This is a genomic window from Actinomadura sp. 6K520, assembly GCF_004349245.1.
Lineage (GTDB): Bacteria > Actinomycetota > Actinomycetes > Streptosporangiales > Streptosporangiaceae > Spirillospora.
Window position 1 is genome coordinate 1 of record NZ_SMLC01000190.1, and the last position, 12,672, is coordinate 12,672.

The following is a 12,672-nucleotide window of genomic DNA, read 5'->3' on the forward strand; positions in this document are numbered from 1 at the left end:
CCCTGACCCCGTAACGACCGAGCACCGGCACCTTCCCGCCCACCCCGATGCCGCCGCCCGCGGCCCGGCACCGCGCGCCGTTCAGCCGGGTCGCGGGCGGCACGGAAGGCTCCGCCATGTCCGTCCACTACCAGCTCCTCGCATTCCTCTCCACCGGCGTCTACTTCGCCGGGCTGGCCTTCTTCAAGCTGGCCGCGGCCGGTATGGGCCCCCTCCGGGGGAGCCGTCCCCGGCACCTGGCCCGGACCTTGCTCACCAGCAGGACGTGGGTCGCCGGTGCGGCCGTCCTCGGCGTCGGAGCCGCCCTCCAGGTGGCGGCGCTGACCGGGCTGCCGCTGTTCGAGGCGATGCCGATGTTCCTGGCCGGGCTGGGCGTGCTGCTCGTCCTCGCCGTTCCGATCCTGGGCGAACGGCCCACTCCGCGCGAATGGGGATGCGTGGCCCTGCTGGTCGTCGCGGCCGTCCTGCTCGTGCGGGCCACGCCGGGGAGCCGCGCTCCAGTGGGCATCGAGACGCCGCCGTCGCCGCTGGTCGTGGCGGTCGTCCTGCCCTCGCTGCTGGTGCCGTGCATCATGTTCCTGGCGTACGACCAGGGGCGCAAAGGCGCCCACGCGCGGCCGCTGACGGGGGTCGCGCTCGCCATCAACGTGGGGCTGCTCACCGGCACCAACGAACTGATGCTGCGGGGGGCCGCGTCCCTGACCGGGGATCCCGGCACCCTGATCAGCACCCCCTACCTGTACGTCTTCGCGGTCGCCGCGCCGCTGGCGATGGGCCAGCTCCAGATCGCCCTGCAGCGCAGCCGCCTGGTGGTCGTGGGGCTCGTCGCGACCGCGACGGCGAAGACCTACCTGCTTCTCGTGGCCACCCCCCTCTACGGGGAGCCGTGGCCCGCCGAAAGCGGCCAGGCGGCACTGGCCCTGGGGCTGTCGCTCCTGGCCGTCGCCGCCGTCCCGCACCACGAACCCCGCGACACCGCACACAGCGACACCGCACGCAGCGACACCGCACCCCAGGAACCGACCGAACGACCGGAAGGAACGCATGGACCACCAGCAGCGCCTGGAGCACCCCGCCTGGATGTCAAAACCTCCATGGACCCTAGTTCTGCGCCATCTGGCCTCTGGCGACATCCGGGCGACGCCCGCGCAGCTCACGGTGTTCCGGTCGTTCGCCGAGGCCGGTGACCCGCCGGCGGACGCGGTCGCGGAGATGATCGCGCGTCTCCCCGGCGGCACCGGCCGGCGGCTGTTCGAACGCGCCCTGCACGAGGGCATCGACGCCGTCGACGACCCGCCTCGCGAGCTGGTGGACTTCTTCGCCGCGGCCGACGCCGTCCCGTACTGGGTGGACACCGACCTCCTCGAACGCGGCGCGCGGGTCATCGCCCGCACGGGGCTGCTCGGGCTCACGATGGTGATGCCGTGCACGTCCCTCTACGGCGGCTACCTGGCCTCCCGCGCCAACAAGACCCTCGTCCGCACCGGTGATCTCGACTCCATGGCGCCGCGCCGGCTGGCCGAGACGGCGAGCTGGTGGGTGGACGTCACCACCCCCGGCGGGCTCGGCCGGTTCGACACCGGCTTCAAGCAGACGCTCCGGGTCCGGATCATGCACGCGCAGGTGCGCGCCGCGATGCGGCGGCGCGGCGACTGGGACCACGACGCGTGGGACGCGCCGATCAACCAGGTCCAGATGGCCGGGACCCTGCTGCTGTTCTCCCTGGTGATGCTGCTCGGCTCGCGGGCCCTCGGGCTCCAGTTCTCCGCGGCCGACCGGGCCGCGGCCATGCACCTGTGGCGCTACGTGGGCCACCTCATGGGCGTCCACCCCGGCCTGCTCCCCGCCGGCGAGGCCGACGCCTGGCGGCTGCTCTGGCTGGAGGGCGCCACCGAGTTCCGCCCGGACGAGGACTCACGGCGGCTCGCCGACTCCCTGATGGACGCGGCGGCCCCGCTGCTGCTCCCGCCCCGCCTGAAGAACTCACCCGTCGCCAGGCGCGTGCTGACGAACTACCTGTTCTCCTACAGCCGCATCGTCCTCGGCAAACGCAGCGCCGACCTCCTCGGGGCGCCCGACCTGAAGGCGTACCGGGCCGCCGTCCTCGGCACCGCCACCGTGGTCTTCGCCCTGGAGAGCGTCCGGCGGGCGGTACCCGCCGCCACCCGGTTGAGCGAACGCGCCGGGCAGCGCCGCCGCACCGCGCTCATCCAGCGCATGCTCCTCGAACAGCACGGCGACCGCACCCACAGCCGCCTGGACGGTCAGCGTCCCGGCGGAAGGACGCTCAAGGGAGCCTGACATCTGCCGGTGGCCCGATGTGGCCGATGGGTCGGATGGGTCTGGGCAAGATCCCGAAAGGCGTTCATATTCCCGGTCATGATGGGCAAGCGCGTCTCGCGCACCGCAGTCGTCGCACTCGCGTTCACCGTGGCCCTGGGTCTGTCGGCGGCCCCGGCCCTCGGCCACGCCGAACGCGAGGTCAGATTCCCGGCCGGGACCGGCAAGGTCCCGACGTACCGCACGGCGCCGGCCTCGCCGAGGCTGGTGGTGTGCAAACCGGAGTCCGCCGAACTGATCAAGAGCTACGCGGGGTGGCTGCGGACGCTCAACGAACGCCTCCTCGCCGAGTGCTCGTACCGGCACGTCCAGGCCGCGGTGAACGACGTCACCGAGCGCGGCACGACGATCTACGTGCTGCCCGGCACGTACCGCGAGGAGCCGAGCCGCGCCGAACCGAGCCCGGAGTGCGCCCCGCTGGAGGGCAGGGACCTGCTCAGCTACGCCGAGCAGTACGCCTGCCCCAACCTCCAGCAGCTCGTCGCCGTGTTCGGGGACGAGACGCCAGGCGACGACGACCGCTCGTGCGACAGCCCGCGCTGCGACCTCCAACTGGAGGGCACCGGCCGTGAGATGACGGACGTCGTCATCGAGGGCGGGTTCAAGCCCGACGGGACGTGGGCCAAGCTCAACGGAATCCGCGCGGACCGCGCCGACGGCTTCTACCTGCGCAACATCACCACCCAGCTGTTCGAGTTCAACGGGGTGTACATCCTGGAGCAGGACGGCTTCGTGATCGACCGGGCGCTGGCCCGGTGGAACGAGGAGTACGGCTTCCTCACCTTCGCCAGCGACCACGGCCTCTACACCGACTGCGAGGGCCACGGCAACGGCGACGCCGGGATCTACCCGGGGTCGGCCTCACCGCTCAACGGCCGCCGCCATTCGATCGAGATCCAGCGCTGCGACTCCCACCACAACGCGCTCGGCTACTCCGGCACCGCCGGGGACTCCGTCTACGCGCACGACAACACGTTCCACCACAACTCGGCGGGCGTCTCGATGGACAGCGCCTTCCCCGGCCACCCCGGCCTGCCGCAGAACCACGCGACGTTCGAGAACAACCTGATCTACAGCAACAACGTGAACTACTACGGCAACGTCTGGGACGGCACCTGCGCCAGACTCCCCAGGGACCGGGGCCACGAACGCGGCGTCGTCTGCCCCGCCCCGCCGGTCCCGGTCGGCACCGGCCTCCTCCTCGGCGGCGGCAACGACAACGACTACGTCCACAACCGCCTGTACGACAACTGGCGCAGCGGCTTCCGGCAGATCTGGGTGCCGGCCCCGCTCCGCGGCGAGAACGACCTGCTGAAGTTCCGCGACACCTCGCACCGCAACCGCTACACCCGCAACGCCTTCGGCGTCGCCCCGGACGGGAGGGTGCTGCCCAACGGCCTGGACGTGTGGTGGGACGAGCAGGGCGACGGCAACTGCTGGGAGGGCAACACCTCGTCCTGGGGAACGGTCAGATCCGACCCCGCCGCCCTCCCGGACTGCGACCGCCCGTCCGGCTGGACGATCTTCTCCCCCTTCGGCAACCTGCTGAAGGTCCTGGCCGCCCTCCCCTGCTCCGAGTACGGCCGCGACAAGCCCCGCCCGGAAGGCTGCGACTGGTTCGACACCCCACCCCGCCCGACCCCCTGACGACGAAGCGGCCGGACGCGAACGCGTCCGGCCGCTTCCGTATCCGTGGTCGTTGCGGCGTTTCAGATGCCCCAAAACCACATGAATATTCCACCCAAGGAGGAACCTTCCATTCTAGACAAGGACACAGTAGCTCCGCAGATCCCCGTATCTGCGGGTGAATGTGGATACCCTAGCGAATCCGCCCGGTCGGGGGCTTGATCGCCAAGAAACACGCCGGGTCGGATTCTAATGTGAAGGACCTTCAGATCCCCGACGCACTGTCGCGGCCGCCCGGGTACATGCGGGGTTCGTCGGCCTCGGGGACGCCCAGCTCCTCGTAGATCTCCAGGGCCTGGCGGCGGTAGGGGGCGGCCTGGGCCTCGCCGTGGATTCGGGTCATGACCTGGGAGATGCCGTCCAGGGCGCGGGCCTCCTGGTAGGCGTCGCCGATCGAGCGGGCCAGTGTCAGGGACTCCTCGTAATGGTCGAGGGCCATGTGGTACCGACCTGCTCGCCGGTTCACGTCCGCGATATTCCGCAGCGCGGCGGTCATCTCAAAGCGTTCGGATATCTCGCGGGAGAGTTGCAGCGCCTTCTGGAAATGGATCAGTGCCTCACCCTCGCGGTTCATTTCCGCATACCAGAGGCCGATGTTGTTCAGGCAGGCCGCCTCGTCGCGCCTGGCTCCGAGTTCGCGGTAAATCGAGAGCGCCTGCCGGTAATTCTCGATTCCCGCCGCCCCCTGCCCGGTCCGCACCCGGACGGCCGCGATGTTGTTGAGCCAGGTGGCCCGGTGCTGCCTGCTCATCTCGATGACCGCGCCGGCCTCTTCGTAACAGCGAAGTGCCGCACCGTAGCGGCCGAGTTTGCGCTCGATGTCGCCGAGATTGTTGAGGACCATCTGCCGTCCCTTGCGATGGCCCGCCTCCCCGTACAGGGCGAGCGCGGCGCGCATCTCCTCCTCCGCCTCCGCGTAGCGGCCCCGGTGGAAGAGGATGAACGCGCGATGGTGCAGGACCTCGGCCTCGCCCGCCCGGTCCCCGGCCGACCGCCACAGTTCCAGCGCCCGGTCGTAGTATCCGACGGCCACGTCGTACTCGGAACGCTGCCAGTGCACGAGGCCGAGCGAGTCGTGCAGCGCGGCGACCGCGGCGGGACCGGCCGCGGTGACCGCCAGGCCCTCGTTCGCGGCGCGCAGCGCCTCCTCGTGCCGCCCCGCGCGCAGGAGGATTCTGCTCCGGTCGGCGAACGCGCGGGCCGTCCCGTCGTCCTCGCCAAGGACGCGCCAGGCATGGACGGCGCGTTCGTGCAGGTCGGCCGCTTCGGGCCAGTTGCCCTCGGTTTCGAGGTACTCGCCCAGTGCCGCGGCCAGCAGTGCGGCATGGCGGGGGCGGCCGTGGTCGGCCGCATGGCGGGCGACGCGCAGGGCATTGTCCAGCTCCTCGCGAAACCAGCGGCGTGCACCGTCCTCGTCCTCGAAGAAGGCCGGGGCGGCCGGGAGCGGGCGGGAGCGGTACGGGAACAGCAGGCGGTCGGCGTGCCCGGCGGCGGCGAGGTAGTGGTCGAGGAGCCGGTCGACGGCGGCTTCGCGGGCGGGTGCGGGGTCCCGGTCCGCGGCCAGGTGGTGCGCGTACTCGCGGACGAGGTCGTGGTACCGGTAGCGGCCCCGCCGGGGTTCGTTGATCAGGTGGTGGTCGTGCAGGTCGTCGAGGAGTGCCTCGGCGGCGGCCGGGCCGGTGTCCAGCAGCGCGGCGGCGTCCCGCGCGGTCAGGTCCGCGCCGGGATGCAGCCCCAGCAGCCGGAAGGCGTGCCGCTGCCGTTCGTCCAGGCCGAGGTAGGACACCTCGAACACCTCGCTCACCCCGCGGTTCTCCGCGCGGAACTCGGTCAGCGGCGCGCGTCCCCGTTCGAGGCGGTCGGCCAGGTCCGCCACGGTCCAGCTCGTCCGGTGGCGCAGCCGGTTCCCGATCAGCTGGACGGCGAGCGGCAGGTGGCCGCAGAGCCGCGCCACCGTGCGCACGGACTCCGGGTCGGCGTCCGGGGCGAGCCCGGCGGACCGGGTGAGCAGGAGGGCCGCGTCCGCGGGGGCCAGCACGTCCAGGGAGAGGGTGCGGGCGGCGTCCAGGCCCGCCAGGCGGCGGCGGCTCGTGATCAGGACGAGGCAGCCGGGCGAGCCGGGCAGCAGCGGACGGACCTGGTCGTGCCCGAGCGCGTTGTCGAGCACGAGCAGGACGCGGCGGCCGGCGAGCTTGGTGCGCCACAGTGCCGCCATGCCGTCCAGACCGGCCGGCATCCGGTCGCCGTCCACCCCGAACGTGTGCAGCAGCCGGCGGAGGGCGGCGGCCGGGTCGAGCGGCTCGCGTTCGCGGTCGTGGGCGAACAGGTCGAGGAATATCCGGCCGTCGGGGTAGCGCGGCGCGAGGCGGTGGGCGAGGCGGATCGCGAGCGTGGTCTTGCCGACGCCCGGCATCCCGTCGACGGCCAGGACGGTGACCGCGGTGCCGCCGCCCTCGCCGGCCATCTCCGCGAGGCGGTCGAGCTCCGCCTCCCGGCCGGTGAAGGTGTGCAGGTCGCCCGGCAGGTCGCTGGGCGGGGAGGCGCGTGCCCGGCTCCGGGACGCCGCCGGTCCGGGCTCCCCGGACAGGATGCGCCGGTGCAGTTCGCGGAGCCCGGGGTTCGGGGAGACGCCCAGTTCGGCGGCCAGCCGCCGCCGCGCCCGCTCGTAGACCCGCAGTGCCTCCGCCGAACGGCCGCCGCCGTGAAGGGCCAGCATGAGCAGTTCGACCGTTTTCTCGTTGCCCGGAAACCGGTCGAGAAGCTCGTTCAGTTCGGCCACGAGTTTCGCGTGCTCACCGAGGTCGAGTTCGAGCCGGGCGCGGTCGAGCGCCGCGCCGAGCAGTTCCTCCTGGATATCGCGCCTTCGCCACGCGGCCCACTCCCCGGTCACGCCGCGGAGCGGTTCACCGCGCCACAGGCGCAGCGCGTCCCCGAAGAGCCGCACCGCCTCGTCCGGGTGGCCGCTGGCGGCTATCGCGCGGGCCTGGTCGCACAGCGTCCGGAAACGGTGATAATCGACGGTGGCGGGATCGACGTCCAGCACATATGCGCCCGACCGCTGCTCCAGCCGCACTTCTTCGCCGAGCGCGGCGAGGTTCCGGCGGAGCCGCGCAATGTGCGGATAGAGCAGATCCTTCGCCTTGGCCGGCGGGTCGGTCCCCCAGACCCGGTCGATCAGCGTCTCGGAAGTCACCGGCCGGCCCGGCGTCATCAGCAGCGCGGCCAGGACGCAGCGCTCTTTCGCCCAGCCCAAATGCAGGCGCTGGCCATCGGACCACAGTTCCAGCGAACCGAGGAGTCGGAATTCCATCCGCACTCCCAAATGCAAGCCGACCTTTGACACCGATGATCCTTGCATTGTCAAGTGAGAATTTCCACCGGTGAGCATGTTGTGTCCTGGCCACGATGGGCCGGGCCGCGGACCGGAACTGCAAGCTTTCCGCAAGGCATCCGGCAAGTCCCGCCGCAAGGGCCGCCTCCGATGCTCGGTGTGGGGTCGCGAAATCGGACAGCGCTGAGCAGAGGGGCAGTGATATCACGATGTCCGTAAGTCAATGGCGCCCGATCCCGGTGGGAGTCGGCGCCGAGCGGTGGGCGACGAGGCGCGAGTGCAAGACCGTGCTCGTCGTCGTCCACACCGTCACGTCCGGGCAGCGCGTGCTGGAGGCCGCCCGGCTGCTGGAGAACGACCTGCGGATCCGGGTCGTCTTCACCCAGGCCCCCGACGTGTTCGGGGCCGGGGTCCGCGATTTCCTCGCCGGGATCGGGGCCGCGCAGGTGCCGTGGGAGCAGGCGACGAGCACCGAGTTCGACCTGGCGCTGGCGGCGAGCCTGCACGCGCTCCACGAGGTGCACGCGCCGCTGATCGTCATGCCGCACGGGGCCGGCCACAACAAGCTGGTCGTCCGCCGCAGGGGACGCGCGGTCGGTGCCCGCGTCGCCTACGACCTGGACGCCCAGCGCCTCGTGCACGACGGGACGCTGGTGCCCACGTCCATCGTCCTCGCGCACAGTGCGGACCTCGGCCATCTGGGCAGGTCGTGCCCGGAGGCGGTCCCCGCGGCCGTGGTGTGCGGCGATCCGTGCCACGACGTTCTCGTCGCGAGCCTGGAGTGCCGCCCGTCCTACCAGGTGGCGCTGGGGGCGGGCGACGGCCGCAAGCTCGTCGTGGTGACCTCGACGTGGGGACCGAGGTCGCTGCTGGCGCGGCGTGCGGAACTGTGGTCGCGGCTGCTCGCCGAGCTGCCCGGGGACGAGTTCCAGGTCATCGCGCTCCTGCATCCGAACGTGTGGTTCGGCTACGGGACGTGGCAGGTCCGGGCGTGGCTCGCCGACTGCCTCCGGAGCGGCCTGAGCCTGGTGCCCCCGGAGGCGGACTGGCGGGCGGTGCTGGCCGCCGCGGACTGGATCATCGGCGACCACGGTTCGGTGACCGCCTACGGGGCCGTCACCGGCGTCCCGGTGCTGCTGGGCAGCTTCGCCGCCGAAGACTGCCGGCCGGACTCGGCGCAGTCGCTGCTCGGCGAGGTCGCGCCCCGGATCTCGGCACGCGGTTCGCTGCACCGGCAGCTCCGCCGGGCCGCCGCCGGTTTCGACGCCGGCCGGCACCGGGAGGTGGTGCGGCGGCTCTCGTCCGAACCGGGCCGGTTCAACCGCAACATGCGGCAGCTGATCTACCGGCGGCTGCGGCTGCGGGTGCCGGCCTCGGTGCCCGCCACGCTCCCCGCCGTCCCGCCGTACCTCGCGAGGTGAGCCCGATGTCAGAACGACTCGTCGTCACCCGCCTCCACACGCTGGAGCGGGTGCTGTGCCTGACCCGCCCCGGGGACGGCGGCGCGGCCGGGGTTCCGGCGGTGCTCACCATTCCCAGGGGCGGCCATCCGCGGGAGCCGAGGCTGGTGCTGCTCGGGGACCGCGACGTTCCCGCCGCCGCCCGGCTCGGACCGCCCGCGGTCGTCGACTCGCACGTCGTCGCGTCCTGCCGCACCACCGCGGCCGGTGGCCGTGCCGGCGCGGACCGGCGGGACCTCGCCGACGTCCTGGTCGACCGCCCCGCTCGCGTCCCGGTCGGGCTCGCGGACCGGCTCGCCGGGAGGTTGCACCGCCATCCCGGCGCCGCCGTGGTGGTGGCCGCGCGTCCCGGCGGCCACCTCGCGGTGACGCGGGACGGCGCGGCGGTCGCCATGCGCGGCTCGCCCGGGACCGGCGAGGTATGGGCGCCGAACTGCGGTTCGTTCCTGTACTGCTGGTCGGCGGCGGGACTGGCCGTGGCCGAGCTGGCCCGCGCGCTGCTCCTCGTCGGCCGCTACACCGCGCGGGGCACCGGCCCCGGAAGCCTGGAGACCGCGGGCCGGGTCCGGGTCACGGCGGTCGCCACGACCGGGAGGAGGCTCGCCTCGTGAGCGCCGGGATCGTCGTGGCGGGCGCGACCAGCTGCTACACGACGGTGGCCGTGGAGGGGTTCCCGCTCCCCTACATGCCGACGTGCCCGCCGGTCTGGGCCGACGTCGGCGTCTCCGGGGCGGGCGTCCACATCGCACGAGTCCAGCGGCGGCTCGGCTGCGACGTGCGGCTGTGCACGGTCGTCGGCGGTGACGCCGCGGGGGCGGTGATCCGCGCGGACCTCGCCCGGGACGGCCTGCTCGGCCCGGGGGTCGTCCTCTCGGGGACGTCGTCGTCCGGGGTCGTCCTGGTCGGCCGGGACGGGCGGCGGATGGGCCTGCCGCACCTCACGCCGGTGGACGGGTTCGCCTACCCGTTCGACGTGCTGCGGGAGCGGGCGCGCGGCGCGGGGCTGCTGGTGCTGACCACGGCCCGGTTCGTCCGGCCGCTGGTCGCGCCCGCCGCCGCACTGGGCGTCCCCATCGCGGTCGACCTCCACCTGATCTCCGATCCGGACGACCGCTACGCCCGGCCCTGGCTGGAGCACGCGCGGATCGTGTTCTGCAGTCACGAGCGGCTCCGCGACCCGCGGGCCTGGCCTGCGGCGCTGTTCGCCCGGTACGGGCACTGCGAGATGGTCGGGATCGGGCTGGGTGCCGGCGGCGCGCTGCTCGCCCTGCGGGACGGGACGCTCGTCCGGGTCGCGGCGGCGCCGCCCCCGCGCGTGGTCAACACGTCCGGCGCCGGGGACGCGCTGTTCGCGACGTTCCTGGCGGAATGGGGGCGCGGCGGGGACCACGTCGCGGCCCTGCAGTGCGCGGTGCTGCACGCCGGATGGAAGATCGGGCACCGGCTGCCGGCGGTGGTGTCGCTGACCGCGGAGCGCCTCGCGGCGCTGCGCGCGGCGGCGCCGCCGCCGACCGCCGTGGGCCGCTGGGACCGCTGATCAGTCCCCGCCGTCGCCGAGTGCGGTGAGCCGCTCGTCGAGGACCCTGGTCGGCGCGCCGGTGCCGGCCAGGATCTCGCGGGCGCGGGTGTAGAGCCCGCGCGCCTCGGCGGTGCGGCCGTCCCGATGGGCGAGGTCGCCGAGAACGTGCAGCGCGTCCGCCTCGCCGATGGCCGACCCGATCTCCCGCATCGCGGCCAGGCCCCGTTCCACGGACGCCGCCGCCGCGGCGGGATCGGGTCCGTGCGCCTGCGCCTGGCCGAGCAGGACCAGTACCCGCGCCCGGTTGTACGGGTCGGACTCGGCCGCGAGCAGCCGCCCCGCCTCCGTCAGCGGCTCGACGGCCGCCGCCGCACGCCCCGCCTTGACCAGGGCGGCGCCGAGGTCGCACAGCGTGAGCGCGGCCCGGCGGTTCTCCCCCGCCGCGCGGTACGCGTCGAGGGCGGCGCCGAAGTGGTCCGCCGCGGCGTCGACGGCGCCGCGGTCCAACTCCAGCAGGCCGAGCCGCCGGCGGACGCCGGCGACGCGGGCCGAGTCCCCCAGCCGCCGCCACAGGTCGAGGGCGGCCGCGAAGTCCGCGGCCGCTTCGTCCGGCCGGCCGAGGGCGCGCAGCGCCAGCCCGGTGCGGTTGAGCAGCTTGGCCTCGGCGACGAGATCGCCGTCGGCGCGGGCCGCCGCCAGCCCGACGCGGTCGAAGTCGAGCCGCTCGGCATGGTGGCCACGGTGCAGGAAGAGGGGCCAGCTCACGTCGACAAGGAGCCAGGTCTGGCGGTGCAGGCCGCATTCCAGGGCGCGGCGGGCCAGCGGCCGCAGGTTGCCGAACTCCTCGTCCAGCCAGGCGAGCGCTTCGGCCGCGCCGGCGAACGCGGGCGGTTCCGGGGTGCGGAACCCGGGGTCGGCGAGCCGCCGGTACGGCGCGATCGCGCGGCTCGCGGCCAGCGCAGCGACGACGGACCACTCCGCCAGCCGCCGCACCGCTTCGCGGCGCGCGGCCGCCGGCTCGTCCTGCTCCGCCAGCTCCCGTGCGTGCAGGCGCACCAGGTTGTGGAAGCGGTACCGCCCATCCGGGAGGTCGTCCAGCAGGTTCGCCTCGGCGAGCAGGTCGAGGCCGTCTTCGGCCGCGGGGACGGGGACCCCGGCGAGGGCCGCCGCCGTCCGGCCGTCGAACGTCACCCCCGGGTGGACCCCGAGCATCCGGTACAGGTGCCGCACCGGCTCGGGCAGGTTCCGGTACGACAGCGTGAGAGCCGCTCTGATCGTCACGTCGCCCTCCGCGTCCTGGGCCGCCAGCACCGCCAGCCGGCGGCGCTCGTGGGTCAGTTCGCGCACCATCGCGGACAGCGACCGGCCCGGCCGGGTGGCGAGCCTCGCCGCCGCGATCCGCAGCGCCAGCGGCGACCGCTCGCACTGCTCGACCAGCCGCTCGGCCATGCCGAGTTCCGGCGCGACGCGCTCGGCGCCGAGCGCGGCGTCCAGCAGTTCCAGCGCCGCGTCCCGCCCGAGGGGGCCGAGCTGGACGCCGCGGGCCCCGCGCACCACCAGGCCCCCCAGCCGCCACCTGCTGGTCACCACCGCGGCGCTCCCGGCCGTCCCGGGCAGCAGCGGGCCGACCTGCGCCGCCGAGTACGCGTCGTCGAGGACGACCAGCATCCGGCGCGCGGCCGCCAGCGACCGGAAGAGCGCGGCGCGTTCCGCCGTCTCCACCGGGACGCTCTCGTCGGGGACGCCCAGCGCGCGGAGGAAGCGCCCCAGTGCCTCACCGGGGAGCACGGGCCCCGCCGCGGAATGGCCCTGCAGGTCGACGAACAGCTGCCCGTCCGGGAAGCGCGCGAGGTTCCGGTGCGCCCAGTGCAGGGCCACGGCCGTCTTGCCGATGCCGGCGGGACCGCTCACGACGACCGCGCCGTCCTGGGGCGGGCCCTGCCCGAGGGCGGCGAGCGCGTCGGCGCGGTTGACGAGAAGGCCGGCCCCCGGAAGCTGCCGCGGCACCGGCACGGGGTGCCGGACGCCGTGGAAGTGCACGCCGCCGCGGACGTCCCGTGCCTGCACGACCGGCCCGGCGACCGGGCCGCCGAGTTCGTTGACGTGCCCGCGCGGCGGTCCGGCTGCACCCGGGTTCGTGGTCATGTTCCTGATCGGGGGGAGGGGGCGCGGACTTGAATGCTTTCCCACTGTCGAACCACGCGTCAAGGCACAACGAGGTATTCACCGGCAGAGCAGGTGCGACAAATCCCCAAAGAACCTATTTAGCCAGAAACAGTGCACCGGCCCGGCCGCGCGGGGCGGCCGGGCCGCCCGCTTCCGCTCCGTCCGAGCGG

Annotated in this window: 8 protein-coding genes; 6 read left to right on the top strand and 2 right to left on the bottom strand. The window is 73.7% G+C overall.

Annotated features, from left to right (window positions below; all coding sequences use genetic code 11):
- The first annotated feature begins 116 nt into the window (after window positions 1–116).
- The 3 genes from E1289_RS39890 to E1289_RS31790 all read left to right on the top strand — a co-directional run bounded on the left by E1289_RS39890 (window position 117) and on the right by E1289_RS31790 (window position 3,987).
- On the top strand, window positions 117–1,187 hold the full coding sequence (locus E1289_RS39890; protein WP_243713278.1) for a hypothetical protein: 1,071 nt from the start codon (window positions 117–119) through the stop codon (window positions 1,185–1,187).
- Window positions 1,188–1,419: 232 nt separating this feature from the next.
- The gene (locus tag E1289_RS31785; protein WP_243713279.1) at window positions 1,420–2,301 is read left to right on the top strand and encodes an oxygenase MpaB family protein; all 882 of its coding nucleotides are present in this window, start codon (window positions 1,420–1,422) and stop codon (window positions 2,299–2,301) included.
- 78 nt (window positions 2,302–2,379) lie between these two features.
- Window positions 2,380–3,987, top strand: a complete 1,608-nt coding sequence (locus E1289_RS31790) for a right-handed parallel beta-helix repeat-containing protein (protein WP_207929278.1) — start codon at window positions 2,380–2,382, stop codon at window positions 3,985–3,987.
- Between the two features lie 244 nt (window positions 3,988–4,231).
- On the opposite strand, the gene E1289_RS31795 is transcribed toward E1289_RS31790, so the two are convergent.
- Window positions 4,232–7,336 (bottom strand): tetratricopeptide repeat protein, encoded by a 3,105-nt coding sequence (locus E1289_RS31795; protein ID WP_165970682.1) that lies wholly within the window; start codon window positions 7,334–7,336, stop codon window positions 4,232–4,234.
- Window positions 7,337–7,566: 230 nt separating this feature from the next.
- Between E1289_RS31795 and E1289_RS31800 the strand changes: the two genes are divergently transcribed.
- The 3 genes from E1289_RS31800 to E1289_RS31810 are packed head-to-tail and all read left to right on the top strand — an operon-like array spanning window position 7,567 to window position 10,354.
- Window positions 7,567–8,778, top strand: a complete 1,212-nt coding sequence (locus E1289_RS31800) for a hypothetical protein (RefSeq protein ID WP_131986855.1) — start codon at window positions 7,567–7,569, stop codon at window positions 8,776–8,778.
- 5 nt (window positions 8,779–8,783) lie between these two features.
- Window positions 8,784–9,428 (top strand): hypothetical protein, encoded by a 645-nt coding sequence (locus E1289_RS31805; protein WP_131986857.1) that lies wholly within the window; start codon window positions 8,784–8,786, stop codon window positions 9,426–9,428.
- Window positions 9,425–10,354, top strand: coding sequence for a carbohydrate kinase family protein (locus E1289_RS31810; RefSeq protein ID WP_131986859.1), 930 nt, complete (start codon window positions 9,425–9,427; stop codon window positions 10,352–10,354). The genes E1289_RS31805 and E1289_RS31810 overlap by 4 nt, the downstream gene beginning before the upstream one ends.
- Here E1289_RS31810 and E1289_RS31815 read toward each other — a convergent pair whose 3' ends face one another.
- On the bottom strand, window positions 10,355–12,481 hold the full coding sequence (locus E1289_RS31815) for a tetratricopeptide repeat protein (RefSeq protein WP_131986861.1): 2,127 nt from the start codon (window positions 12,479–12,481) through the stop codon (window positions 10,355–10,357).
- Window positions 12,482–12,672: the final 191 nt, after the last annotated feature.

Excerpts from the sequence above, each read along its gene's own strand:
- E1289_RS31805 (WP_131986857.1), top strand. The coding sequence starts at position 8,784 with ATGTCAGAACGACTCGTCGTCACCCGCCTCCACACGCTGGAGCGGGTG.
- E1289_RS31785 (WP_243713279.1), top strand. The coding sequence starts at position 1,420 with ATGCCGTGCACGTCCCTCTACGGCGGCTACCTGGCCTCCCGCGCCAAC.
- E1289_RS31815 (WP_131986861.1), bottom strand. The coding sequence starts at position 12,481 with ATGACCACGAACCCGGGTGCAGCCGGACCGCCGCGCGGGCACGTCAAC.
- E1289_RS31790 (WP_207929278.1), top strand. The coding sequence starts at position 2,380 with ATGATGGGCAAGCGCGTCTCGCGCACCGCAGTCGTCGCACTCGCGTTC.
- E1289_RS39890 (WP_243713278.1), top strand. The coding sequence starts at position 117 with ATGTCCGTCCACTACCAGCTCCTCGCATTCCTCTCCACCGGCGTCTAC.
- E1289_RS31795 (WP_165970682.1), bottom strand. The coding sequence starts at position 7,336 with ATGGAATTCCGACTCCTCGGTTCGCTGGAACTGTGGTCCGATGGCCAG.
- E1289_RS31800 (WP_131986855.1), top strand. The coding sequence starts at position 7,567 with ATGTCCGTAAGTCAATGGCGCCCGATCCCGGTGGGAGTCGGCGCCGAG.